The sequence below is a fragment of the Kitasatospora terrestris genome, assembly GCF_039542905.1.
Classification (GTDB): domain Bacteria; phylum Actinomycetota; class Actinomycetes; order Streptomycetales; family Streptomycetaceae; genus Kitasatospora; species Kitasatospora terrestris.
In genome coordinates this window covers 6,588,103-6,612,758 of sequence record NZ_BAABIS010000001.1, presented here as the reverse complement: position 1 = coordinate 6,612,758, position 24,656 = coordinate 6,588,103, and the positions used below count along the sequence as shown (strand labels likewise).

The window sequence follows — 24,656 nt, the reverse complement described above, 5'->3', positions numbered from 1 at the left end:
GGGTCGCTCCGCTCTCAGCCGCCCAGGATGCGGGACTTCTGCGCCTCGAACTCCTGCTCGGTGAGCACGCCCTGGTCCCGGAGGGCAGCCAGGTCCTTCAGCTGGTCGAGCTTCTGGTCCATCGTGGCGGCCTGGGTCGGCGGCGCCGCGGGGGGCGGCGGCGGGGGCGGCGCGTACTGCTGTTGCTGCTGCGCGTACTGCTGCTGCTGGGCGGCCTCCTGGTCGGCCCAGCGGCCGGCCTGGCGGCGCGAGACGCGGTTGGAGACGGCTGTCGCCGTGCCCGCGACGACGGCGGTGCGGGCGACTCCTCGAAGCAGTCCCATGACGTTCCTTCCTCGGTCGGGGGTGCGGCGGCTCAGGCCTCGGACTCCAGGGCGTCCAGCGCGTCGACGACGTCCTGGACGGGGATCCGGCCGCCGGCGATCAGGCGGGCGCCGCTGCGGCGCATCGCGGCCGCGAACGGGGCGGCCCAGAGGTTCTCGTAGACGAGGATGGCGGCCGAGTCGCCCGGGGAGAGCAGGCCGCCCGCGTTGGAGAGGTCGTCCTCGTCCAGCAGGCCGGAGGAGGCGCCCTCGAAGACGGTCAGGTCGAGCTTGCCGTCACCGTCGATGTCGGCCAGCTCCATGCCGATCAGCGAGCCGTCCTCCTCCTTGCGGACGAAGGACAGGTCGAGGATGCGGATGATGCCGCGCTCGACCAGGTCGACCAGGATCGGCATGCCCTCACCGGTCAGCCGGCTCCCGGGGAATTCCACGATCAGGTAGTCGATGGGGCCCGGCTCGTCCGTTCCGCCGGGCTCGTTGGCTGCACTGCTCACGACCGCTCCCAGGGTGGGGTCCGCCCCGGCCGGATCGGCGCGGGGCACCCCATCAGCCTGGTCGGACCGGCCGGGTACGGCCACCCGGGCGAGGCGTCGTTAGCCCATCAGGTCACGGCCGGCCGCCGCGAGGGCGCGGGAGGCGGTGTCGACCTCGCGGGCGAGCGTGCGGACGTCCAGCCACAGGCGGCAGGCGAGGACGCCCAGCACCAGCAGGCCGGCGGTGGCGAGCAGGACGGCGGCGGTCAGGATCCACGTCATGGTGCCCACGACCCTATCCGTCCACCGGCAGCAGCCGCATGGTGCGCACGCCCGCGTCGGTCAGCGCCGTCACGATCTTCTCCCCGGCCGGCTTGCGCACGGCCGCCCCGCACTCCGGGCAGGTGAAGCTGTAGAAGGTGCGCTCCTTGGTGGCGCCGAGCGCCAGCCGGAACGCCTCCACCGGGAGCTCCACCTTGACCCGGCACTGCGAGCAGTACACCTGGAATCTGAGGCCCTCCGTCACGCGGTCGCGGCCCCGTCCCGGTAGTGCTCCAGCGCGGCGCGCGCGGCGGCGCGGGCCTGCTCGGCGAGCAGCGCCGGGGAGACGATCCGGCCGTCGCGGCCGAGCCGCAGGGCGAGCGGCCGCAGCCCCGACGGGTCGGCGCTGCGCAGGGTGATCCGGAGGCCGCCGTCGGGCAGCTCCTCGGCCTTGTCGTGGGTGTAGTACTCGGCGACCCAGCGGCCGCCCGGACCGACCTCGACGACCACCTCGGGGTCGTCGGCGGACGGGTTGACCAGGCCGGCGGACAGGTCGCGGGGCTGCAGCCGCGGCGGGTTGGCGGGCTCGTCGAGCACCTTGATCTCGGCGACCCGGTCGAGCCGGAAGGTCCGCCGGTCCTCGGAGGTGCGGCACCAGCCCTCGAGGTAGGTGTGGCCCTCGGTGACCAGCCGGATCGGGTCGACCAGGCGCTCGGTCATGCCGCCGCGCCCGTGCGACCAGTAGCGCAGCCAGAGCAGCCGGCCCTCGCTGAGCGCGCGGTCGATGTCGGCGAAGACCTGGCCCTCGGCCTCGAAGGTGACGCCGACCCGGGCGGAGGACTCGGCGCTCTCCCCCGCGGCGTCCTCGATCTTGGCGACGGCGCGGGTGAGCGCCTGCCGGTCGCGCTCGCGCAGGCCGGGCAGGCCGGCCACGGCGCGGGCCGCCACCAACAGGGCGGTGGCCTCGTCGGCGGCGAGGCGCAGCGGCTGGGCCACGTCGTCGACGTTGTGCCACCAGATCCGCTCGCCGTCGGTGTCGATGTCGAGCAGGTCGCCGCCGCGGAAGCTGGTGCCGCACATCGGCAGCACGTTGAGGTCGCCGATCAGCTCGCGCTCGGTGATGCCGAAGGCGCGGGCCACCTCGGCCACCTCGGCGCCGGGCCGCTCGCGCAGGTAGGTGACCAGCGAGAGCATCCGCCGGGTCTGGTCGATCGCATTGCTCATCGGTGGGTCACTCCCCCTGGGAAACGCCGGCGACGGCGCGCAGCCGGTCGATCACGTCGGCCCGCAGGTCGTCGGGGCCGATCACGATCACGTCGGGTCCGAACTCGGCCAGGTCGGCGCCCAGGCCGTTGCCGTACGGGATCTCCAGCTCGTCCCACTGCTCGTCGACGGCGGTCGAGCTCAGCGCGCGGGTGGAGAGCGGGAAGGCGGCGCCGCGGCGCAGCCGGACGGTCGCGGTGCCGGTCGCGCCCTCTCCGGCGAAGCGGGCGACGTAGGCGCGGACGTCCACGTGCTCGGGGACGGTGCCGGTGAAGGTGCCGGCCCGGGAGCGGACCTTGCCGGTGATCCGGGAGAGCCGGAAGACCCGGGCGTCGGCCCGGTCGCGGTCCCAGCCGGCCAGGTACCAGTGGCCGCGCCAGCACTCCAGCGCCCAGGGCTCGACCGAGCGCAGCTCGGGAGTGGCCGCGCCGGCCTTGCGGTAGTCGAAGGTGACCGGGCGGCGCTCGCGGGCGGCGGTGAGCAGCGGCTCGAAGGCGGCCTCGCGGGCCGGGATGCGCGGCTCCAGGGCGGTGTGGCCCTGCTCCTCGGTGAACGGGACGCCGGCGGCGCGCAGCTTCTGCAGGGCGCCGCTGGCGGCGCCGGACATCTTGGCCTGCTGCCAGACCCGGGCGGCCAGCGTGAGCGCGGCGGCCTCCTCGGCGTCCAGCGCGATCTCGGGCAGCCGGTTGCGGTCGCGGCGAGCCAGGTAGCCGATCTCGCCGTCCAGGGCGTTCTCGTCGACGTCGATGACCAGTCCGAGTTCGCGCAGGTCGTCCTTGTCCCGTTCGAACATCCGGTTGAAGGCGTCCTCGCTGCCCTGCTGCCAGGCCTCGCGGTACGCCTCGATCGACTCGCGCAGCTCCTTCTTGGAGAGCGGCCGACGGGTGTTCATCAGGCACAGGGCGAGGTTCATCAGCCGCTCGGCCTTGCCGATCGCCATCGCGGTCCCTTCCTGGGAATCTTGGTGACCCGCCGACCGTACCGGTACCGGCACTCGGAGTAAAAGCCGAGCCCCCCGGCGCCGAGGGGCACCGGGGGGCTCGGACGGGGCGGGCTCAGACGCCCAGCAGGTCCACGACGAAGATCAGCGTGGAGCCGGCCGGGATGAGCGGGCTCGGCGACTGGTTGCCGTAGGCCAGGTGCGGCGGAATGATCAGCTCGCGCCGACCGCCGACCCGCATGCCCTCGACGCCCTGGTCCCAGCCCTTGATGACCCGGCCGCCGCCCAGCGGGAAGCGGAAGGTCTGACCGCGGTTCCAGGAGGCGTCGAACTCCTCCCCGGACGCGAAGGTGACACCCACGTAGTGGACCTCGACCGTGGCACCGGCCTTGGCCTCGGCACCGTCGCCGACCACGATGTCGCGGATCTGCAGCTCCGCCGGGGCGTCGCCGCCCGGGAAGTCGATCTCCGGCTTGGTAAGGCTCACGATGAAACTCTTCTCGTTCGGTGATGCAAACGTGACGGAACCGATCCTATTGGTCGGCGGCGCCGACGCCCGCATCCAGGATGTCGATCACGAACACCAGCGTCGAGTTGGCCGGGATGCCACCGGTCGCCTGGTCCTTGTAGGCGAGCGAGGCGGGGATGACCAGCTCGATCCGGCTGCCCACGGTCTGCCCCGTGACGCCCTTGTCCCAACCCTCGATGACGCCGCCGCCACCGGTGACGAAGCTGAACGCCTGGCCGCGGTCGAGCGAGGAGTCGAACTTCTTGCCGTCCGCGTAGAGCGCGCCGGTGTACTGCACCAGCACCTTCTCGCCGGAGCCGATCTTGCGGCCCTTGCCCTGGATCAGCACGTGGGACTTGAGCTCGGTCACCGCGGGGGTGCCGGGGACCGGGGTGATGTCGGCCGGCTTGGTGCCGTTGTCCTTGACCTTCGGCATGTCGGCCGGCGGGGCCGTCATGTCTCCGCTGAGCACCGCGCCGGGCGCGTTGGCGTTGCGGACGTCCAGGACGAACACCAGGGTGTCCTTCGGGCCGACGCCCATCTCCTGGCTGCCCTGCGGGCCGAACGCGGCGGCCGGCGGAGCCACCACCAGCAGGCGGCTGCCCGCCTTGTGGCCGGTCACCACCTTGTCGAGGGCGGCGATCAGCTTGCCGGAGTCGGCCTGGAACAGCTGCGGCTTGCCGCCGTCGCCGTACGAGCCCTCGATCTCCTTGCCGGTGTTCCAGTTCAGCGCCGTGAAGTCGGCGGTGACCCAGGTGCCCTTCTCGACCTTGGTGCCGTTGCCCGCGGTCAGCTCCTTGACCACGAAGTCGCCGCCGGCGGCCTCCTTGGGCACGGTGATGGTCGCCTTGGTCCCGAAGTCGCCGGTGACCGTGGGCAGCACCTTGGCGTTGTCCTTGATCGGCGGGACGGCCTCCTCGGTGGGGGCCTGCGAGCTCGGCGCGGCGGCCGGCTTGGCGGCGGGCTTCCCGTCGTCCTTGTTGACCAGGTACAGCGTGACGCCGGAGCCGACCAGCAGCACGGCCAGCACGGTGCCGAGGATCACCCCGAGGCGGCCCACCCCGGGCGGGTTCTCGTCGTAGCCGGCCTCGGAGATCTCCTGGCGGCGCTGGGTCGACGCGAACACCTGCGGCGGCGCGTCCTTCTGCTCGGCGGACGCCTGGCCCTGCGACGGGACCTGGCCCCAGCCGGCCTGCGGCGTCACCAGGGACTGCGGGACGACGATCGACTCGCCGTCCCCGGCCCGGAGGCCGCCCGTGAGGTCGGCCTCGCCCGGGCTCGACGGTTTCTCAGACATGACTCCCCAATTCATCTCGCCCGACGGGACCTGCACGCGGGTGCGGCGGTGCGCAAGTATGTCAGGTCGGTCTGAGAGGACCTACACCGCTTCCAGGATGTCGATCACGAAGACCAGGGTGGAGTTGGCCGGGATCGACCCGCTGGCCTGGTCCCCGTAGCCGAGCGACGGCGGGACGACCAGCTCGACCCGGCTGCCCACGGTCTGGCCGACCAGCCCCTGGTCCCAGCCCTTGATCAGGCTCCCGGTGCCGACCTGCAGCGCCTGCGCGCCGCCGTGGTTCCAGGACGAGTCGAACTGCTTGCCGTCCGCCCAGGTGACGCCGGTGTACTGGACCACCAGTTGCTGGCCGGCCTTCACCTCCTTGCCGTCGCCCTTGATCAGCACGTACGTCTGCAGTTCGGTGGGCGGGGCCTGGCCGGCCGGGATCGTGATGGTGGGCGCGGCCTTCCCGTTGTCCTTCACCTGCGGGGCGGTGGGCGGCGGCTCGGTCATCGTGCCGGAGAGGGTGGAGTCCTGCGGGACCGACTGCATCAGGTCCAGCACGAAGACCACGGTGTCGTCCTTGCCGACGTTGAGCGCGCTGGAGCCCTGGCTGCCGAAGCCGGCGGCCGGCGGGGCCACCACCAGCAGCCGGCTGCCGACCTTCTTGCCGAGCACGCTCTGGTCGAAGGCGGGCACCAGCTGGCCGTTCCCGGCCTGGTACAGCTGCGGCTTGCCGCCGGAGTCGTAGGAGCTGGCCAGGTCCTTGCCGGTGGTCCAGTCCTTGGCGGTGTAGTTGACGGTGACCCAGTCGCCCTTGGCGACCGTGGCGCCCTCGCCCTCGCTGACCGTGCTGACCACGAACTGGCCGCTGGGCTGCCCCTCGGGCAGGTTGATCGTCGCCTTGGTCCCGAAGTTCCCGGTGACCGTCGGCATCGGCGAGGCCGAGGCCACCGGGCTCGGCACCTCGGCGGCGGTCGGCGTGCCCGACGGGCTGGCCCCGGAGGAGTTACTGGATCCGCTGCTGCACGCGGCAAGCAGCACGGCAAGGGGGACGACCAGCAGGCCGGCGATTCGACGCATGGTCGTCAGCGTATGGCCCGGGCCGTCCCCCTCGCCGGAGGCACCACCGTCGCGCGACTACATACCCGCGATCAGCTTCTCCACCCGCTCGTCCACCGAGCGGAACGGGTCCTTGCACAGCACGGTGCGCTGCGCCTGGTCGTTGAGCTTGAGGTGCACCCAGTCGACGGTGAAGTCGCGGCGCTGCTCCTGCGCCCGGCGGATGAAGTCGCCGCGCAGCCTGGCCCGGGTGGTCTGCGGGGGCACCGACTTGGCCTGGAAGGTCTTCAGGTCGGTGGAGACCCGCTGGGCCTGGCCCTTGTTCTGGAGCAGGTAGAACAGGCCGCGGCGGCGGTGGATGTCGTGGTACGCGAGGTCGATCTGGGCGACCCGCGGGTTGGACATGGTCATCTGGTGCTTGTCGCGGTACCGCTCGATCAGCCGGTACTTCATGATCCAGTCGATCTCGTCGCCGACCCGGGCCAGGTCCTCGGTGCGGACCGCCTCCAGGGTGCGGCCCCACAGGTCGAGGACGCGGGCGATGGTGCCGGTGTTGATGCCCTTGCGCTCGGCGAACTCCAGGGCCTTGGAGTAGTACTCCTCCTGGATGTCGAGGGCGCTGGCCTCCCGGCCGTTGGCGAGGCGGACCTGGTGGGTGCCGGTCAGGTCGTGGCTGACCTCGCGGATCGCCCGGATCGGGTTCTCCAGGGTGAGGTCGCGCATCACCACGCCGGCCTCGATCAGCCGGAGCACCAGGTCGGTGGCGCCGACCTTGAGCAGGGTGGTGGTCTCCGACATGTTGGAGTCGCCGACGATGACGTGCAGGCGCCGGTAGCGCTCGGCGTCGGCGTGCGGCTCGTCCCGGGTGTTGATGATCGGCCGGGAGCGGGTGGTGGCGGAGCTGACGCCCTCCCAGATGTGCTCGGCCCGCTGGCTGACGCAGTAGACCGCGCCGCGCGGGGTCTGCAGCACCTTGCCGGCGCCGCAGATCAGCTGGCGGGTGACCAGGAAGGGGATCAGCACGTCGGCCAGCCGGGAGAACTCGCCGTGCCGGGCGACCAGGTAGTTCTCGTGGCAGCCGTAGGAGTTGCCGGCCGAGTCGGTGTTGTTCTTGAACAGGTAGACGTCGCCGGCGATGCCCTCCTCGTGCAGCCGCCGCTCGGCGTCGACCAGCAGGCCCTCGAGGATCCGCTCGCCGGCCTTGTCGTGGGTGACCAGCTCGGTGACGTCGTCGCACTCGGGGGTGGCGTACTCGGGGTGGGAGCCCACGTCCAGGTAGAGGCGGGCGCCGTTCTTCAGGAAGACGTTGCTGCTGCGGCCCCAGGAGACCACGCGGCGGAAGAGGTACCGGGCCACCTCGTCCGGGGACAGCCGGCGCTGCCCCCGGAACGTGCACGTGACGCCGTACTCGTTCTCCAGCCCGAAAATTCGGCGATCCATATGGCACCTCTTCCCTGCTCGTCGAGGTACTGCACGTGCTGCTGCACGGTGTCACTCGGAGTCGTCGGCCGCCTGGTCCTCGGCGGCCGCCGTCTCGTCCCCGCTGAGCAGCCGCTCCAGCTGGCTGCCCAGGATGCGCTTGAACTTCCGCTGCTGGAAGCGCTGGCGGTCGAGCACCGCCACCTCCAGCTGGCCCGGCGTGAGGGTCCGGGCGGCGCCGCCGTTCGGGTCCCGGGCGAGGCCGTCCACCGCGATCCGCAGCGCCTCGGCGAGGCCCATGCCGCCCCGGTGGCGCTGCCCGAGGTAGCTGCCGATCGAGTCGGAGCTGCCGCCGATCGCGACGTAGTTCTTCTCGTCGACGACCGAGCCGTCCGGGGTGAGCCGGTAGATCTGGTCGTCCTCGCCGGTGCGGCCGACCTCGGCGACGACCAGCTCCACCTCGTACGGCTTCTCGCCGACCGAGGAGAAGATGGTGCCGAGGGTCTGGGCGTAGACGTTGGCCAGGCCCCGGGCGGTGACGTCGGCCCGGTCGTAGGAGTAGCCGCGCAGGTCGGCGTAGCGGACGCCGCCGATGCGCAGGTTCTCGAACTCGTTGTAGCGGCCGACCGCCGCGAAGGCGATCTTGTCGTAGATCTCGGAGACCTTGTGGAGGGCGCGGGAGGTGTTCTCGGCGACGAAGACGATGCCGTCGGCGTAGGTGAGCACGACCACGCTCCGGCCGCGGGCGATGCCCTTGCGGGCGTACTCCGCGCGGTCCGCCATGGCCTGCTGGGGCGAGACGTAGAACGGTGTCGACACCGGGGTGCGTCCCTTCTCTTCGGTAGTGGCGGACTAGAGGAGCGGGGCCTGCGGCCCGTTGGGGTGCTCGCGGCGCTGGTCGGTGATGGAGACGGCGATCTGCGAGACCCGCTCCTCGGAGAGGCGCTCGAAGCCGTCCTCGGTGATCACCGAGACGATCGGGAAGATCTTGCGGGCGAGGTCCGGCCCGCCGGTGGCGGAGTCGTCGTCGGCCGCGTCGTAGAGGGCCTGGACGGCCAGGGTGGCGGCCTGCTCGGCGGTCAGGTCGTCGCGGTACAGCTTCTTCATCGAGCCGCGGGCGAAGACCGAGCCGGAGCCGGTGGCGGCGAAGCCGCGCTCCTCGGAGCGGCCGCCGGTGACGTCGTAGGTGAAGATCCGGCCCCGGCCGAGGTCCAGGTCGTACCCCGCGAAGATCGGCACCACGGCCAGGCCCTGCATGGCCATCGCCAGGTTGGAGCGGATCATCGTGGTGAGCCGGTTGGCCTTGCCCTCCAGCGAGAGCACGGTGCCCTCGATCTTCTCGTAGTGCTCCAGCTCCAGCTGGAACAGGCGGACCATCTCGACCGCCAGGCCCGCGGTGCCGGCGATGCCGACCGCGCTGTACTCGTCGGCCGGGAAGACCTTCTCGATGTCGCGCTGGGCGATCACGTTGCCCATGGTGGCCCGGCGGTCACCGGCGATCACCACGCCGCCGTCGAACACCGCCGAGACGATGGTGGTGCCGTGCGGCGCCTCCACCGTCAGGCCCTCGGGGAGGGTGCGGCGGCCGGGCAGCAGCTCCGGCTGGTGGGCGGAGAGGAAGTCGAGGAACGACGAGGACCCGGGGGTCAGGAAGGCAGCCGGCAGACGCCCGGTGCCGGTGAGGTTGGCTTCCACACGTGTCCTTCCAGGTTGAAGATCACTACTGATGACCCGGACCCTACCCGGTTCGCGGCCGCGACCAACGCGGTGGAGAGAAGATCGTGCCGCGGGCGCGACGAGCGCGCCCGCGGCCCGACCGGAAGGGGGGATTCTCCCCCCTCCTACTCGCCGCCCTTCTGCACGAATCCGCGGACGAAATCCTCCGCATTGGATTCCAGGACCTCGTCGATTTCGTCCAGGACGGCGTCCACGTCGTCGTTGAGCTTTTCCTGGCGCTCCTTGAGCTCGTCGGACGCCTGCGTCTCCGCAGCCTGCTCCTCGACCTCCTCGGAAGAGCGGTTGGCCCGCTGCTGGCCGCCGTCGGTGTCCTTACCAGCCATTTCCCTCACCCCGCTCAATCGGTGTTCTCGTTCAACGTTCCGCGCTCACCCGGATGATTCCCATTTCGGGAACGTTCACCCCAGGTGATCGAAAAGTTACCCTCCGGACAGCACCCGGACCAGGTCCTCGGCCGTGCGGCACCGGTCCAGCAACTCCTTCACGTGCTCCTTGGTGCCGCGCAGCGGCTCCAGGGTGGGAACGCGCTGGAGGCTGTCCCGACCGGGCAGGTCGAAGATCACGGAGTCCCAGGAGGCCGCCGCGACGTGGTCCGCGTACTGCTCCAGGCAGCGGCCGCGGAAGTACGCCCGGGTGTCCTCCGGCGGCTTGCCCACGGCCCGGTCGACCTCGTCCTCGGTCAGCAGCCGCTCGAACCGGCCGCGCGCCACCAGACGGTTGTACAGGCCCTTGTCGGGGCGCACGTCGCTGTACTGCAGGTCGACCAGCTGCAGCCGCGGGCTGTCCCAGTCCAGCCCGTCGCGCTGGCGGTAGCCCTCCAGGACCTCCTTCTTGGCCACCCAGTCCAGCTCGCGGGACAGGCTCATCGGGTCGCGCTCCAGCCGGCCCAGCACGTCCTCCCAGCGGGCCAGCACGTCGACGGTCTGCTCGTCGGCGTCGTCGCCGTAGCGGTCCTCCACGTACTTGCGGGCCAGCTCGCAGTACTCCATCTGGAGCTGCACCGCGGTCAGCTTGCGGCCGCTGCGCAGCTGGATCAGCTGGGTCAGCGCGTGGTCGTGGGAGACCCGGTGCAGGGTGCGGACCGGCTGGTCGACGGCCAGGTCGACGGCGATGAAGCCGTCCTCGATCATCGCCAGCACCAGTGAGGTGGTGCCGAGCTTGAGGTAGGTGGAGATCTCGGAGAGGTTGGCGTCCCCGATGATCACGTGCAGCCGGCGGTACTTCTCGGCGTCGGCGTGCGGCTCGTCGCGGGTGTTGATGATCGGGCGCTTGAGGGTGGTCTCCAGGCCGACCTCGACCTCGAAGTAGTCCGCCCGCTGGCTCAGCTGGAAGCCGTCCGCGCCGCCCTCCTGGCCGATGCCGACCCGGCCGGCGCCGGTGACCACCTGGCGGCAGACGAAGAACGGCGTGAGGTGGCGGACGATGTCGGCGAACGGCGTCGCCCGCTTCATCAGGTAGTTCTCGTGGGTGCCGTAGGAGGCGCCCTTGTTGTCGGTGTTGTTCTTGTAGAGGTGGATCTGCTGGCCGTTGGGCAGTTCCAGGGCGCGCTGCGCCGCCTCGGCCATGATCCGCTCGCCCGCCTTGTCCCAGAGCACGGCGTCGCGCGGGTTGGTCACCTCGGGCGAGCTGTACTCGGGGTGGGCGTGGTCCACGTAGAACCGGGCCCCGTTGGTGAGGATGACATTGGCCAGGCCGATGTCCTCGTCGGTGAGCTGGCTGGCGTCCGCCACCTCGCGGGCCAGGTCGAAGCCCCGGGCGTCGCGCAGCGGATTCTCCTCCTCGAAGTCCCAGCGGGCCCGGCGGGCCCGGTGCATCGCCGCCGCGTAGGCGTTGACGATCTGGGACGAGGTGAGCATGGCGTTGGCGTTCGGGTGGCCCGGTACGGAGATGCCGTACTCGGTCTCGATCCCCATCACGCGCCGTACGGTCATGCGGCCCTCCTTGCCCGTGTGGACGGAACCCCTGGACGCGCCGTCCGGCCGCGGCGGGTGGCGCCGCAGCCGGACGGAGGTCGGCGTCGCACCTACAGGTACTGTCCGGTGTTGGCGACGGTGTCGATGGAGCGGCCGGACTCGGCGCCCTGCTTCCCGGTGACCAGCGTGCGGATGAAGACGATCCGCTCGCCCTTCTTGCCGGAGATCCGGGCCCAGTCGTCCGGGTTGGTGGTGTTGGGGAGGTCCTCGTTCTCCTTGAACTCGTCGACGCAGGCGGCGAGCAGGTGGGAGACGCGCAGGCCGCGCTGGCCGTGGTCGAGGAAGTCCTTGATGGCCATCTTCTTCGCCCGGTCCACGATGTTCTGGATCATCGCGCCGGAGTTGAAGTCCTTGAAGTACAGGACTTCCTTGTCACCGTTGGCGTAGGTGACCTCCAGGAAGCGGTTGTCCTCGGTCTCCGAGTACATCCGCTCGACCACCGACTGGATCATCGCGGCGACGGTGCCCGGCACCGACCCGTCGTGCTCCTTCAGGTCGTCCGCGTGGAACGGCAGCGAGTCCTTCAGGTACTTGGAGAAGATGTCCTTGGCCGCCTCGGCGTCCGGCCGCTCGATCTTGATCTTGACGTCCAGGCGGCCGGGCCGCAGGATCGCCGGGTCGATCATGTCCTCGCGGTTGGAGGCGCCGATGACGATGACGTTCTCCAGGCCCTCCACACCGTCGATCTCGGCCAGCAGCTGCGGGACGATGGTGTTCTCCACGTCCGAGCTGACACCCGAGCCGCGGGTGCGGAACAGCGACTCCATCTCGTCGAAGAAGACGATGACGGGCGTGCCCTCGCTCGCCTTCTCCCGGGCCCGCTGGAAGACCAGGCGGATCTGCCGCTCGGTCTCGCCCACGTACTTGTTGAGCAGCTCGGGGCCCTTGATGTTGAGGAAGTAGCTCTTGCCCTGCGGGCGGCCGGTGACCTCGGCGACCTTCTTGGCCAGCGAGTTCGCGACCGCCTTGGCGATCAGCGTCTTGCCGCAGCCGGGCGGGCCGTAGAGCAGCACGCCCTTGGGCGGGCGCAGCTCGTACTCCTTGAAGAGGTCGGCGTGCAGGTACGGCAGCTCGACCGCGTCCCGGATCTGCTCGATCTGGCCGGCCAGACCGCCGATCTGCCGGTAGTCGATGTCCGGGACCTCCTCGAGGACCAGCTCCTCGACCTCGGACTTCGGGACCACCTCGTACACGTAGCCGGACCGCGGCTCCAGCAGCAGCGCGTCGCCGGGGCGCAGGGTGAGGGCGCGCAGCGGCTCGGCGAGCCGGACCACCCGCTCCTCGTCGGTGTGCCCGGTCACCAGCGCGCGCTCGCCGTCCTCGAGGACCTCCTTGAGGGTGACGATGTCGCCGATGGACTCGAACTCCATCGCCTCGACCACGTTCAGCGCCTCGTTGAGCATGACTTCCTGGCCGCGGCGCAGGTCGTCGAGCTCGACGCTCGGGCTGACGTTGACACGGAGCTTGCGGCCGCCGGTGAAGATGTCGGCGGTGCCGTCCTCGTTGGCGGTGAGGAAGGTGCCGAACCCGGCGGGCGGCTGGGCGAGCCGGTCCACCTCTTCCTTGAGGGCCACGATCTGGTCGCGGGCCTCGCGAAGGGTGGCGGCGAGCCTCTCGTTCTGGGCGGTCACACCGGCCAGGTTGGTCTGGAGCTCGACGATCCGCTCCTCGAGAATCCTCGAGCTGCGGGGCGATTCCGCGAGCTTGCGCCGCAGCACGGCGATCTCCTGCTCGAGGTACGAGACCTGCGCGGCCTCGTCGGAACCACGAGCCGGCCTGCCGGGGCTGCGGTTGTAGTCGTCATCGTGGGCTGCCACGGTCCTCACCTCCTCCTGGGGGAGCTGGACGACCCAAACCTACCTGGGACCAGGGTCGTGTAAACCCCTAGATCAGAAAGATGGATCAGGCGTGTCCGATCTTCGCCCTTGAGTGCTTCCCCTCTGGTACTGGAGATGCCCACCGCCCGGAGGTTCAATGCAGGCCGGATGTATCGTGACAGGAATGTCCCCGAAACCGGGGCATCGGTGAGCAGAACGGCAGGGGCAATGGCGGGGACGGGCGAGGCGCTCGAGGTGTGGATCGACCAGGACCTGTGCACCGGTGACGGCATCTGCGCGCAGTACGCGCCGGACGTCTTCGAGCTGGACATCGACGGCCTGGCGTACGTGAAGGGCGAGGACGACGAGCTGCGCCAGCAGCCGGGCGAGACCGCGCCGGTGCCGTTGACGCTGCTTCAGGACGTGGTGGACTCCGCCAAGGAGTGCCCGGGCGACTGCATCCACGTGCGCCGGGTCTCGGACGGCGTCGAGGTGTACGGCCCCGACGCCGAGTAGCGGGCGGCCGTCAGACCTGGCCGGCGGCGGCCTTCGCGGTGGAGCGCACCCACTGGCCGCCCTTCTCCGCCCAGTTGAGCTGCAGGTCCAGGTCGGGGGCGAAGCGCGGCACGTCGTCCGAGGAGTAGCCCTTGGCCCGGGCGCGGACGGTGCCGTCGCTGCGTATCGCCAGCTGGGTGACGGTCAGGTTCTCGGTGTCCTCGACCAGGGTGGCCGCGACCTGCGGCTTCCCCGGGCCGTTCACCAGCAGGTAGACCGCGTCCGGCGGGGTGCCGAGGTCGGCCTGGCAGTGCGCCGCGACCACGGTGACCGGGCCCCGGCCCAGGTCTGCGCCGGCCTTGAGGCTCACCGCGACCGGGAACGGTCCGCAGTCCAGCGGAAGTTCGGCCTGGGCCGGATCGGGTGCGGCGACCGGTGCGGGCTTCCCGGCGGGGGCCGCGGGGTGCGCGGTGGTCACCGCCCCGGTGGCGCTGGTCGCGGCCAGCGCGCCGCCCACCACGGCCGCGCAGCCGGCGGCCACCAGCGCCCAGTGCCGCAGCCCCGGGCGGGCATGGGCGGGGGTCTGCCTCGTCGTCACGTCCTCGGCCACCTCGACCACTGTCTCCACCCGGCCGTCCCTCCCAAGCGCGTGCTGTGAGCGTGCATCCTCGCACACCGGCCGGACGGGTCGTCAACCGCCTCTCACCTGCGAAGATGTGCGGAAAACGTGAAAGGGCGGGGCCCGGTGGCCCCGCCCTTCCCGCGGTCAGTCGAGCTCGCGCCCCTCGTGGGCCGCCGCCTGCCGCTGGGCCTTGCGGACCGCGGCCCGCTCGGCGAGCGACAGCTCGGGCTCGTTGGTGTCGTAGTCCTCGCCGTAGGCGCCCTTCGCGGGGCGGCGCCGGCGCAGCGGCGGCTCCACGCCGTCGGCGAGCCGGCGGGCGGTGAGCAGGAAGCCGGTGTGGCCGATCATCCGGTGGTCCGGGCGGACCGCCAGGCCCTCCAGGTGCCAGGTGCGGACCATGGTCTCCCAGGCCTGCGGCTCGGTGAAGGTGCCGTGCTCGCGCAGCGCCTCGACGGTCCGCGACATCTGCGTGGTGGTGGCCACGTAGCAGCAGATCAGACCGCCGGGGACGAGCGCCTTGGACGCGACGTCCAGGCACTCCCAGGGGGCCAGCATGTCGAGGATGACGCGGTCCACGTCCGACTCCACCAGGTTGTCCTGGAGGTCGCCGACGGTCAGCTTCCACGCCGGGTGCGGGCCGCCGAAGTAGCGCTCGACGTTGCCCTTCGCGATCTCCGCGAAGTCCTCGCGGCGCTCGTACGAGGCGAGCATGCCGGTGTCGCCGACCGCGCGCAGCAGGTACGTGGAGAGCGCGCCGGAGCCGACGCCGGCCTCGACCACGCGGGCGCCCGCGAAGATGTCGGCCATCGCCAGGATCTGACCCGCGTCCTTGGGGTAGATCACGGCGGCGCCGCGCGGCATGGACAGGACGTAGTCGGGGAGCAGGGGGCGCAGCGCGAGGTACGGGACGTTGCCCGTCGTGCGGACGACCGTGCCCTCGGGAGCGCCGATCAGCTCGTCGTGCGGGAACGCACCCTTGTGGGTGTGGAACTGGTTCCCGGCCTGGAGCGTGAACGTGTAGTGGCGGCCCTTGGGGTCGGTCAGCTGGACCTGGTCCCCGACCTGGAAGGGCCCGCGTCGGCGGGTGGCACCGGTCGGTTCGGACATGGGGGCAATCCTACGGGAGCCCGGAGGCTCCGCCGACCACATGATCGGTTCAGCGTCCGGTCAGGGCGGCGGTCAGCCGGCGCTCCAGGTCCGCCAGGGCGAGCACCCCGTACGCGCTGCCGTCCGGCCGGACCACCAGGTACTCGGTGGCGGGGGCGCGGCGCAGCACGTCCAGGATCTGCTCGCCGGCCAGGTCCACCGGGATCCGCAGGCCCGGCTCCAGGTCGCGGGCGACCGCCGAGACCGCGATCCACGGGCGGCGGTGCTCCGGGACGGCGCTCACCGCCGTCTCCTTCACCACCGCGATCGCCGCCCCGCCGCCGTCGACCACCACGATCGCGCCGGCCTGCGCCTCGTGGGCCCGGCGCAGCGCCTCGCCGAGCGGGGTGTCCGCGGGCACGTCGATCGAGCGGCGGGCCAGCGCCCGGACGCTCAGCTCCGGCAGCACCTGCTTCAGCCGGGCGTTGCGCAGGCTGTTGCCGGCGCCGTTCCAGATGATGAAGGCGAGGATCGCCGCCAGCACGCCGTCCAGCATCGCCTCGCCGGTGGTCCGGTCGACGCCCGAGCGGGAGGCGCTGATCATCGGCAGGCCGACCAGCACCGCGACGGCCAGCGCCCGGCCCGCCCAGACCGCGGCGACCGTGCCGCGCATCGGACTGCCGGTGAGCTTCCAGACCGCGGCCCGCAGCAGCCGGCCGCCGTCCAGCGGCAGGCCCGGCAGCAGGTTGAACGCGGCGACCACCAGGTTGGAGACCATCAGGCCGGCCAGCAGCACCCCGGGCACCGACTCCAGCTCGACGGCGCGCATCGCCAGCCAGAAGCCGCCGCCGAGGACCAGCGACAGCAGCGGGCCGACGAAGGCCAGCCAGAACTCCCGCCCGGGGGTCTCGGCCTCCTTCTCGATCTCGGAGATGCCGCCGAGGAACTGCAGCTGGATCCGGCGCACGCCCAGCTTGTAGTGCAGGCCGACCAGGGTGTGGGCGAGCTCGTGGACCAGCACCGAGCCGTAGAAGGCGACCGCGAAGGAGAGCGCCACCAGGTAGCGGGTGTAGCCCAGCTCCGGCAGCACGTCGGCGAGCCGCCCGCCGAACAGCCAGGTGATCAGCCCGGCGACCACGAACCAGGACGGCGTGACGTACACCGGCACGCCGAACGGCCGACCCATCAGGATGCCGCCCCGCGGCTGCGGGCCGTCCGGTCTCTGGTCGCTCACGGTTGCCCCTTCGCTCCGACTCACCGTCGTACGCTACGTGATCTCTCCGTCGATTCTCCGCGCGCCCCTCCCGGGCCCGCCGCGGGCTGCTCCGACGCGGCCCGTGGGAGAGGGCCCATCCGTCCTATACCCGCTTCGGCCGCCCTATAGGGTCGGTGCCATGCACACCGACGCCGCCGACACCGCCCCCGTGCGGGCGGCCGCCGCGCCGACCGGGCTGTCCCCGTCGCGCGCGGGGGACTTCATGACCTGCCCGCTGCTGTACCGGCTGCGGGTGATCGACCGGCTGCCGGAGCCGCCGAGCGCGGCGGCGACCCGGGGCACCCTGGTGCACGCGGTGCTGGAGCGGCTGTTCGACCACCCGCCGGCCGAGCGGACCCCGGAGCGGGCCCTCGCGCTGCTGGCCCCGCAGTGGGAGCGGCTGCTGGCCGAGCGTCCGGAGCTGGCGGGGCTGTTCTCCCAGGACGACGCCGAGGGCCTCGGCCGCTGGCTCGGGGACGCCGAGAAGCTGGTGGAGAAGTGGTTCCGGCTGGAGGACCCGACGCGCCTGCACCCGGTGGAGCGCGAGCTGTACGTGGAGACGGCCCTGGAGTCGGGGCTGCTGCTGCGCGGGTACATCGACCGGGTGGACGTCGCGCCGACCGGCGAGGTCCGGCTGGTGGACTACAAGACCGGCCGGGCGCCCTCCCGGGACTTCGAGGGCAAGGCGATGTTCCAGATGAAGTTCTACGCCCTGGTGGTGTGGCGCTGGAAGGGGGTCGTGCCCAAGCGGCTGCAGCTGGTCTACCTCGGCGGCGGCGGTGACGTGGTCACCTACGACCCGGACGAGGCCGACCTGCTTTCGGTGGAGCGCAAGCTCCAGGCGCTGTGGCAGGCGATCTCGCAGGCGGTGGCGACCGGGGACTTCCCGGCGACCCGCAACCGGCTGTGCGACTGGTGCGACCACCGGGCCAGCTGCCCGGAGTTCGGCGGCACGCCGCCGCCGTACCCGCTCCCACTGGCGAGAAGGCCTGACGATCCCACGGGGGATCCTGTCGTGAGCAAGGAGTCGTAGGTGACGATCCGAGTGCTGCTGGTGGACGACCAGCCGCTGCTGCGCACCGGTTTCCGGATGATCCTGGAGGCCGAGTCCGACCTGGTGGTGGTGGGCGAGGCCGGGGACGGGCAGCAGGCGCTGGACCAGGTCCGCGCGCTGCAGCCGGACGTGGTGCTGATGGACATCCGGATGCCGCGGATGGACGGGGTGGAGGCGACCCGGCGGATCTCCGGCCCGGGCCGCGACGGCCCGGCGAAGGTGCTGGTGCTGACCACCTTCGACCTGGACGAGTACGTGGTGGAGGCGCTCCGGGCGGGGGCCAGCGGCTTCCTGCTCAAGGACGTGCCGGCCGAGGAGCTGGTGCAGGCGATCCGGGTGGTGGCGGACGGCGCGGCGATGCTCGCGCCCTCGGTGACCCGCCGGCTGCTGGACATGTACGCCACCAAGCTGCCCTCGGGCGACGAGGCGCCGCCGCAGGCGCTGACGGTGCTGACCGAGCGCGAGGTGGAGGTGCTGCGGCTGGTCGCCAAGGGCCTGTCGAACGCGGAGATCGCGGGCGAGCTGTTCGTCAGCGAGACCACGGTGAAGACGCACGTCGGCCACGTGCTGACCAAGCTCCAGCTGCGCGACCGGGTGCAGGCGGCGGTGTACGCCTACGAGTCCGGGCTGGTGCGCCCCGGCGCACTGTAGCGTGGGAACGCGGAAGGGCCCGCCCTCCCGGGGCGGGCCCTTCCGTGCGGGCGTCAGGCCTTCTTGCCGCGGCCGATCTCCCAGAAGCGGAACACGCCGGTGTTGTCGACGGTCGCGTCGACGCCGGTGATGTTGTTCTTGGAGACGTAGAACGACTTGTTCTGGAACAGCGGGAGCAGCGGGACGGCGTCCGCCACGATGTTCTGGATCTGGCCGTAGGCGCCGCCGGCGGTGCGGTCGGTCAGCTTGATCGAGTCGGGCACCAGCTTGCCGGAGATCTTCGGGTCGTCCCAGCTGTTGTGGTACGCCCCGCCCTCGACCACCAGCGGGCTGATGTAGTCGTCCGGGTCGGCGTAGTCCGGGGTCCAACCGACGGTGTACGCCTGGTAGCTGCCGGCCTTCCACTCGGCCTGGTACTTCTTCCAGTCCGGCTGCTGCTCCACGGTGACCTGGAACAGGCCGCTGGCCTCCAGCTGCTTCTTCACCAGCTCCAGCTCGGCGGCGCCGACCCGGGCGCGCGACCAGGTCAGGTCGAGCTTGACCGGGGTGGTGACGTGCGCGTTGTTGAGGATCTTCTTGGCCTTGGCCGCGTCCGGCTCGCCGTACTTGTCGAAGAAGGCGGTGTTGTGGCCGGTGATGCCGGCCGGGACGACCGAGTAGAGCGGCTGGACGGTGTTGGCGTAGACGTCGCGGGCCAGCGCCTTGCGGTCCAGCAGCTGCGCGGCGGCCTGGCGGACGGCCTGGTTGCCGGCGGTGGCGTCCTTGGTGTTGAAGACCAGGTAGCGGGTCTCGCCGGTCTCGCCCTCGGCGACCTTGAGGTCGCCCTTGCCGGCCAGCTGGTCGGCCTTGATCTGGGTGGCCGCGGTGGGCTCCAGGCTGTTGTCGGCGAGGTCGACCTCGCCCGCGTCCAGCGCGGCCTTCAGCGCGTCCGGCTTGTCGAAGTAGCGCAGCACGAACTTGCTGTTCTGCAGCTGGGCCTCGCCCTTGTAGTCGCCGTTGGCGGAGAGCGTGACCTTGCTGGGCGCGTTGTTGGCCGTCTCGATCGAGTCGATCTTGTACGGGCCGGAGCCGATCAGCTTGCTGTTGTCGAGCAGCTTGTCGGCCGGGAAGACCTGGTGGTCGACGATGGCGCCGGCGGCGGAGGCCAGCTTGGCCGGGAGCACCGCGTCCGGGGCGGTGAGGTGGAAGAGCACCTCGGCGTCGCCCTTGGCCTCCACCGACTTGACGGTGGCGAGCAGCGAGGACGGGCCGGACGGGTCGTTGATCTTCTTCATCCGGTCGACCGAGTACGCCACGTCGGCGGCGGTCAGCGGGTGCCCGTTGGAGAACTTCAGGCCGCTGCGCAGGGTGCAGTGGTAGGTCATGGTGTCCGCGCCGGTGAACTCGCAGGACTGCGCGGCGTCCGGCTGCGGCACGGTCGCGCCGGCCGGGAAGCGCAGCAGCGACTGGAAGGTGTTGTTGAGCACCAGCCAGGAGCCCGCGTCGTAGGCACCGGCCGGGTCCAGCACGCTGGTCACGTTGGTGGTGCCCATGGTGATCGCGCCACCGCCCGAGTCGCCGCCCCCGGCGACCTTCTCCACGGAGGCGCAACCAGCGGCAGTGGTGGCGACCAGCGCGGCGCAGCTGAGCACGGCCAGGCGGTTGGGCATAGTCATGCGGGGTGAGTTCCTTACGCGAGCGGCCGGCCTGAGCCGGTGCCCTCGCGACGTCCGCCGGGGGTGTGGCGGCTGTCCGCGAGGGGTTGGTACGACCGTGATCGGACGTAGCCTGCCACATGGGCCGCGTACGAATATCGGGCAGTCATACAACCGGTGAACCGTCGAGCGGTACCGCACTCGGAGGAATCGACGAGTTGTCAGTCAATGCCCGATTTCTCCCTTGCCGCCGACCACCGTCCGCTGTCACGGCAGCGCGGTGCGGCAGCGGCTTTCACCCGAAGAGAGACCAATCTCACACCGGACGTCAGACCCGGGCCGCGGTGAGGCTCCGCAGCAGCTCCAGGTCGACCTGCTCCAGCGAGGAGAGCACGGTGCGGCCCGGTCCGGGCTCGATCGCGGCCACCGAGGGCACCGCGATCACCGGGCAGCCGGCCGCCTCGGCGGCCAGCACGCCGGTCGGGGCGTCCTCGACCACCACGCAGCGGGCCGGCTCCGCGCCGAACCGGGCGACCGCCGCCAGGTACGGGTCCGGGTGCGGCTTGGTCCGCACGACCTCGTCGCCGGCCACCGTGAAGGCGAAGTGGTGGGCGCCCAGGCTCTCCAGCACGATGTCGATGATGTGCCGGTGCGAGGCGGACACCAGGGCGGCCGGGACGCCGTGCGCGTTCAGCGTGTTCAGCAGCAGCTCGGCCCCGGGCATCAGCGGCACGCCGCCGGCCAGCAGGTCCACGAAGCGCTGGTTGATCAGCACGGTCAGCTCGGCCGGCGAGAGGCCCACCCCGGTGCGGGCCAGCAGGTAGTCGATCACCCTGGTCATCGGCCCGCCCACCACCTGGGCCCGGTCGGCCTGGTCGAGCCGGTGGCCGAGCTCGGCGAAGAGCGACGCCTCGGCCTGCCACCAGAAGTCCTCGGTGTCGACCAGGGTGCCGTCCATGTCGAGCAGGACCGCCTGCAGTCCGCTGCCCTCTCCGCCGCCGAGGCGGGTGGTGGTCGAGACGGTCGTCATGGATGTGGTCCTTCCCCAGGGGATGGCACAGGCCGGCCCGCTGGTGAGCGGACCGGCCCGTTCAGGATCATCAAGCTTACGCCCGGTCGGCACGGATGTGTCGAACGCTGCGCAGCGTACGGATTACCGCGCGTTGAAGTACTTCGCCTCGGGGTGGTGGATGACGATCGCGTCGGTGGACTGCTCGGGGTGCAGCTGGAACTCCTCGGAGAGCACCACGCCGATCCGTTCCGGCCTCAGCAGCTCGGCGATCTTGGCGCGGTCCTCCAGCTCCGGGCAGGCGCCGTAGCCGAGTGAGAAGCGCGCGCCCCGGTACTTCAGGGCGAACATGTCGCGCACGTCCTGCGGGTCCTCGTCGCCGAAGCCCAGCTCGAAGCGGACCCGGGCGTGCCAGAACTCGGCCAGCGCCTCGGCCAGCTGCACCGACAGTCCGTGCAGCTCCAGGTAGTCGCGGTAGGAGTTGGCGGCGAACAGCTCGTTGGCGGCCTCGGAGATCCGGTTGCCCATGGTGACCACCTGCAGGGCCACCACGTCCCGCTCGCCCGACTCCTCCGGGCGGAAGAAGTCCGCCAGGCACAGCCGCCGTCCGCGCCGCTGGCGCGGGAAGGTGAAGCGGGTGCGCTCCGAGCCGTCCTCGTTGTAGACGATCAGGTCGTCGCCCTTGGAGTTGGCCGGGAAGTAGCCGTAGATCACGGCCGGCTCCAGCCAGCCCTCGGTCTGCAGCCGGTCCAGCCACATCCGCAGCCGCGGCCGGCCCTCGGTCTCCACCAGCTCCTCGTACGAGGGGCCGCCGGAGCGGGCCGCCTTCAGACCCCACTGGCCCTTGAACAGCGCGTCCTCGTCCAGCCAGGTGGCGTAGTCCTGGAACGGGACGCCCTTGACGATCCGGTCGCCCCAGAACGGCGGGGCGGGCAGCCGGTTGTCCACCGCCACGTCCGAGCGGATCTGCCCGAGGTTGACCTCCTCCGGCTCCTCCACCTCGACCCTGGCGTGCCGCCGCTGCCGCAGCTCCGGCAGGGCCGCGCCGGGCACCCCGCGCTTGACCGCGACCAGGGCGTCCATCAGCTTCAGGCCCTCGAAGGCGTCCCGGGCGTAGCGGACCTCGCCCTGGTAGATCGCGTGCAGGTCCTGCTCCACGTACGCGCGGGTCAGCGCCGCGCCGCCGAGGATCACCGGGAAGTCGGCGGCCAGGCCGCGCTGGTTCAGCTCCTCCAGGTTCTCCTTCATGATCACCGTGGACTTCACCAGCAGGCCGGACATGCCGATCACGTCCGCCCTGTGCTCCTGCGCGGCCTCCAGGATCGCCGAGACCGGCTGCTTGATGCCCAGGTTGACCACGTTGTAGCCGTTGTTGGACAGGATGATGTCGACCAGGTTCTTGCCGATGTCGTGGACGTCGCCCTTCACGGTGGCCAGCACGATGGTGCCCTTGCCGTCCGCGTCGGACTTCTCCATGTGCGGCTCCAGGTGCGCCACCGCGGCCTTCATCACCTCGGCGGACTGGAGCACGAACGGCAGCTGCATCTGGCCGGAGCCGAACAGTTCGCCGACCACCTTCATGCCGCTCAGCAGGGTCTGGTTGATGATCTCCAGCGCCGGACGGGTGGTCAGCGCCTCGTCCAGGTCGGCCTCCAGGCCGCCCCGCTCACCGTCGATGATCCGCTGCTGCAGGCGCTCCTCCAGCGGCAGCGCCGCCAGCTCCTCGGCCTTGGACGCCTTCACCGACGCCGAGCTGACGCCCTCGAAGAGCTGGAGCAGCTTCTGCAGCGGGTCGTAGTCCTCGGTGCGCCGGTCGTAGACCAGGTCCAGGGCGACCTGGCGCTGCTCCTCGGGGATCCGGGCCACGGGGAGGATCTTCGCCGCGTGCACGATCGCCGAGTCGAGGCCGGCCTCCACGCACTCGTTGAGGAAGACCGAGTTGATCACCACGCGGGCGGCCGGGGAGAGGCCGAAGGAGATGTTGGACAGGCCCAGCGTGGTCTGCACCGCCGGGTGACGGCGCTTCAGTTCGCGGATCGCCTCGATGGTCTCGATGCCGTCCCGGCGGGACTCCTCCTGGCCGGTGCCCAGGGTGAAGGCCAGGCAGTCGACCAGGATCGAGCCCTCGTCGACGCCGTACTCGCCGGTCAGCTGCTCGATCAGCCGCTCGGCGATCGCGACCTTCTTCTCCGCGGTGCGGGCCTGGCCCTCCTCGTCGATGGTCAGCGCGATCAGGCCGGCGCCGTGCTCCCGGGCCAGCGCGGCGATCCGGCCGAACCGGGTCTCGGGCCCGTCGCCGTCCTCGTAGTTGACCGAGTTGAGCACCGCGCGGCCGCCGAGGTGCTCCAGGCCGGCCCGCAGCACCTCGGGCTCGGTGGAGTCCAGCACGATCGGCAGGGTGGAGGCGGTCGCCAGCCGGGCGGCGATCTCCTTCATGTCCGCGACGCCGTCGCGGCCGACGTAGTCCACGCACAGGTCCAGCAGGTGGGCGCCCTCGCGGATCTGCTCGCGGGCGATCTCCACGCAGGCCTGCCAGTCACCCGCCAGCATCGACTCGCGGAACTTCTTCGAGCCGTTGGCGTTGGTCCGCTCGCCGATCGCCAGGTACGAGGTGTCCTGGCGGAACGGCACCGGCTGGTACAGCGAGGCGGCGGCCGGCTCGGGCTGCGGGTCGCGGACGGCGATCGGCCGGCCCTGGACCCGCTCGACCACCCGGCGCAGGTGCTCGGGGGTGGTGCCGCAACAGCCGCCGACCAGCGACAGGCCGTACTCCCGGGTGAAGGCGTCGTGCGCGTCCGCCAGCTCCTCGGGGCTCAGCGGGTAGTGCGCGCCGTTCTTGGTCAGCACCGGCAGGCCCGCGTTCGGCATGCAGGACAGGCCGATCCGGGCGTTCTTCGCCAGGTAGCGCAGGTGCTCGCTCATCTCGGCCGGGCCGGTGGCGCAGTTCATGCCGATGAAGTCGATGCCCAGCGGCTCCAGCGCGGTCAGCGCCGCACCGATCTCCGAGCCCAGCAGCATGGTGCCGGTGGTCTCCACCGTGACCTGGGCCAGGATCGGCAGGTCCAGGCCCGCCTCGGCCAGCGCGTCCTTGATGCCCAGCACCGAGGCCTTGACCTGCAGCAGGTCCTGGCTGGTCTCCACCAGCAGCGCGTCCGCGCCGCCGGCGATCAGGCCCGCCGCGTTCAGCCTGAAGCCCTCGCGCAGCACCTCGAAGGTGGTGTGGCCGAGGGTGGGGAGCTTGGTGCCCGGGCCCATCGAGCCCAGCACCCAGCGCTGCCGGCCGTCCTCGGCGCCGAAGGCGTCCGCCGTCTCGCGGGCGATCCGCGCGCCCGCCTCGGACAGCTCGAAGATCCGCTCGGGGATGTCGTACTCCCCCAGCGCCGCGTGGTTGGCGCCGAAGGTGTTGGTCTCCACGCAGTCCACGCCGACCGCGAAGTACGCCTCGTGCACCGAGCGCACGATGTCCGGGCGGGTGACGTTCAGGATCTCGTTGCAGCCCTCGAGCTGCTGGAAGTCCTCCAGCGTCGGGTCCTGCGCCTGGAGCATCGTGCCCATCGCGCCGTCGGCGACGACGACACGGGTGGCGAGCGCCTCGCGCAGCGCGCTCGCGCGCTGCTGGGGGCTGCTGGATGCGGGGACGACGGTGGCCATGGGGCTGCTCCCTGGGTGCGACGGCTGTCGGCTATGCGCCCCTCCGGGATCCGGGACGCACGCGGTCAGGGTATCCGGACCGGTGCCTCCGTACGGAACCCATTCCGCATCGTGGGCGTCCTGGTTCCACGAGGGATGGGGGTT

The 24,656-nt window shown here is 71.3% G+C and carries 24 protein-coding genes; 3 read left to right on the top strand and 21 right to left on the bottom strand.

Translation table 11 applies throughout. The features are described 5' to 3' along the window. Positions 1-14: 14 nt before the first annotated feature. The 15 genes from ABEB06_RS30320 to arc all read right to left on the bottom strand — a co-directional run bounded on the left by ABEB06_RS30320 (position 15) and on the right by arc (position 13,055). Positions 15-323, bottom strand: a complete 309-nt coding sequence (locus ABEB06_RS30320) for an SHOCT domain-containing protein (protein WP_345700094.1) — start codon at positions 321-323, stop codon at positions 15-17. A gap of 32 nt (positions 324-355) precedes the next feature. Beyond that, positions 356-817, bottom strand: coding sequence for a DUF6325 family protein (locus ABEB06_RS30315; protein ID WP_345700093.1), 462 nt, complete (start codon positions 815-817; stop codon positions 356-358). Between the two features lie 99 nt (positions 818-916). Beyond that, a complete protein-coding gene (locus ABEB06_RS30310) occupies positions 917-1,087 on the bottom strand; it encodes a hypothetical protein (protein WP_345702126.1) in 171 nt (56 codons plus the stop codon). A 4-nt stretch (positions 1,088-1,091) separates the two neighbouring features. Beyond that, positions 1,092-1,322, bottom strand: a complete 231-nt coding sequence (locus ABEB06_RS30305; protein WP_345700092.1) for a hypothetical protein — start codon at positions 1,320-1,322, stop codon at positions 1,092-1,094. Further along, positions 1,319-2,281: a helix-turn-helix transcriptional regulator gene (locus ABEB06_RS30300; RefSeq protein ID WP_345700091.1), complete on the bottom strand. Its 963-nt coding sequence runs from the start codon at positions 2,279-2,281 to the stop codon at positions 1,319-1,321. The genes ABEB06_RS30305 and ABEB06_RS30300 overlap by 4 nt, the downstream gene beginning before the upstream one ends. A 7-nt stretch (positions 2,282-2,288) precedes the next feature. Further along, positions 2,289-3,260, bottom strand: a complete 972-nt coding sequence (locus ABEB06_RS30295; protein ID WP_345700090.1) for a helix-turn-helix transcriptional regulator — start codon at positions 3,258-3,260, stop codon at positions 2,289-2,291. Between the two features lie 115 nt (positions 3,261-3,375). Further along, positions 3,376-3,747: an FKBP-type peptidyl-prolyl cis-trans isomerase gene (locus ABEB06_RS30290; protein WP_345700089.1), complete on the bottom strand. Its 372-nt coding sequence runs from the start codon at positions 3,745-3,747 to the stop codon at positions 3,376-3,378. Between the two features lie 46 nt (positions 3,748-3,793). Next, positions 3,794-5,065, bottom strand: a complete 1,272-nt coding sequence (locus ABEB06_RS30285; RefSeq protein WP_345700088.1) for an FKBP-type peptidyl-prolyl cis-trans isomerase — start codon at positions 5,063-5,065, stop codon at positions 3,794-3,796. A gap of 81 nt (positions 5,066-5,146) precedes the next feature. Beyond that, positions 5,147-6,130 carry an FKBP-type peptidyl-prolyl cis-trans isomerase gene (locus ABEB06_RS30280; protein WP_345700087.1) on the bottom strand — a complete coding sequence of 328 codons (984 nt, stop codon included), beginning with the start codon at positions 6,128-6,130 and terminating at the stop codon, positions 5,147-5,149. 57 nt (positions 6,131-6,187) lie between these two features. Next, positions 6,188-7,549 (bottom strand): Pup--protein ligase, encoded by a 1,362-nt coding sequence (gene pafA, locus ABEB06_RS30275; protein WP_345700086.1) that lies wholly within the window; start codon positions 7,547-7,549, stop codon positions 6,188-6,190. 51 nt (positions 7,550-7,600) lie between these two features. Beyond that, positions 7,601-8,347: a proteasome subunit alpha gene (prcA, locus tag ABEB06_RS30270; protein WP_345700085.1), complete on the bottom strand. Its 747-nt coding sequence runs from the start codon at positions 8,345-8,347 to the stop codon at positions 7,601-7,603. A gap of 33 nt (positions 8,348-8,380) precedes the next feature. Then, positions 8,381-9,223, bottom strand: coding sequence for a proteasome subunit beta (gene prcB, locus ABEB06_RS30265; RefSeq protein WP_345700084.1), 843 nt, complete (start codon positions 9,221-9,223; stop codon positions 8,381-8,383). Between the two features lie 146 nt (positions 9,224-9,369). Continuing rightward, positions 9,370-9,588 (bottom strand): ubiquitin-like protein Pup, encoded by a 219-nt coding sequence (locus ABEB06_RS30260; protein ID WP_345700083.1) that lies wholly within the window; start codon positions 9,586-9,588, stop codon positions 9,370-9,372. Between the two features lie 96 nt (positions 9,589-9,684). Then, entirely contained in the window at positions 9,685-11,196 is a 1,512-nt protein-coding gene (gene dop / locus ABEB06_RS30255; RefSeq protein WP_345700082.1) for a depupylase/deamidase Dop, read from the bottom strand. 92 nt (positions 11,197-11,288) lie between these two features. Beyond that, complete coding sequence (arc, locus tag ABEB06_RS30250) at positions 11,289-13,055, bottom strand: proteasome ATPase (protein ID WP_345700081.1); 1,767 nt, start codon at positions 13,053-13,055, stop codon at positions 11,289-11,291. 228 nt (positions 13,056-13,283) lie between these two features. On the opposite strand from arc, the gene ABEB06_RS30245 reads away from it, so the two are divergent. Continuing rightward, positions 13,284-13,571: a ferredoxin gene (locus ABEB06_RS30245; RefSeq protein WP_345700080.1), complete on the top strand. Its 288-nt coding sequence runs from the start codon at positions 13,284-13,286 to the stop codon at positions 13,569-13,571. A gap of 10 nt (positions 13,572-13,581) precedes the next feature. Here the strand turns inward: ABEB06_RS30245 and ABEB06_RS30240 are convergent, their stop codons facing one another. The 3 genes from ABEB06_RS30240 to ABEB06_RS30230 all read right to left on the bottom strand — a co-directional run bounded on the left by ABEB06_RS30240 (position 13,582) and on the right by ABEB06_RS30230 (position 16,492). Next, positions 13,582-14,178 (bottom strand): hypothetical protein, encoded by a 597-nt coding sequence (locus ABEB06_RS30240; protein WP_345700079.1) that lies wholly within the window; start codon positions 14,176-14,178, stop codon positions 13,582-13,584. A gap of 138 nt (positions 14,179-14,316) precedes the next feature. Next, complete coding sequence (locus tag ABEB06_RS30235; protein ID WP_345700078.1) at positions 14,317-15,279, bottom strand: tRNA (adenine-N1)-methyltransferase; 963 nt, start codon at positions 15,277-15,279, stop codon at positions 14,317-14,319. A 49-nt stretch (positions 15,280-15,328) separates the two neighbouring features. After that, positions 15,329-16,492: a site-2 protease family protein gene (locus tag ABEB06_RS30230; protein WP_345700077.1), complete on the bottom strand. Its 1,164-nt coding sequence runs from the start codon at positions 16,490-16,492 to the stop codon at positions 15,329-15,331. A 160-nt stretch (positions 16,493-16,652) separates the two neighbouring features. Between ABEB06_RS30230 and ABEB06_RS30225 the strand changes: the two genes are divergently transcribed. Together ABEB06_RS30225 and ABEB06_RS30220 are read left to right on the top strand one after the other, a co-directional pair. Next, positions 16,653-17,546 carry a RecB family exonuclease gene (locus tag ABEB06_RS30225; RefSeq protein ID WP_345700076.1) on the top strand — a complete coding sequence of 298 codons (894 nt, stop codon included), beginning with the start codon at positions 16,653-16,655 and terminating at the stop codon, positions 17,544-17,546. Continuing rightward, a complete protein-coding gene (locus ABEB06_RS30220; RefSeq protein ID WP_345700075.1) occupies positions 17,547-18,218 on the top strand; it encodes a response regulator in 672 nt (223 codons plus the stop codon). It abuts the gene before it with no gap. Between the two features lie 53 nt (positions 18,219-18,271). Here ABEB06_RS30220 and ABEB06_RS30215 read toward each other — a convergent pair whose 3' ends face one another. The 3 genes from ABEB06_RS30215 to metH all read right to left on the bottom strand — a co-directional run bounded on the left by ABEB06_RS30215 (position 18,272) and on the right by metH (position 24,512). Continuing rightward, positions 18,272-19,873, bottom strand: a complete 1,602-nt coding sequence (locus tag ABEB06_RS30215) for an ABC transporter substrate-binding protein (RefSeq protein ID WP_345700074.1) — start codon at positions 19,871-19,873, stop codon at positions 18,272-18,274. Positions 19,874-20,180: 307 nt separating this feature from the next. Further along, positions 20,181-20,882 carry an HAD family hydrolase gene (locus ABEB06_RS30210; protein ID WP_345700073.1) on the bottom strand — a complete coding sequence of 234 codons (702 nt, stop codon included), beginning with the start codon at positions 20,880-20,882 and terminating at the stop codon, positions 20,181-20,183. A gap of 123 nt (positions 20,883-21,005) precedes the next feature. Continuing rightward, positions 21,006-24,512 (bottom strand): methionine synthase, encoded by a 3,507-nt coding sequence (metH, locus tag ABEB06_RS30205; protein ID WP_345700072.1) that lies wholly within the window; start codon positions 24,510-24,512, stop codon positions 21,006-21,008. Between the last annotated feature and the right edge of the window lie 144 nt (positions 24,513-24,656).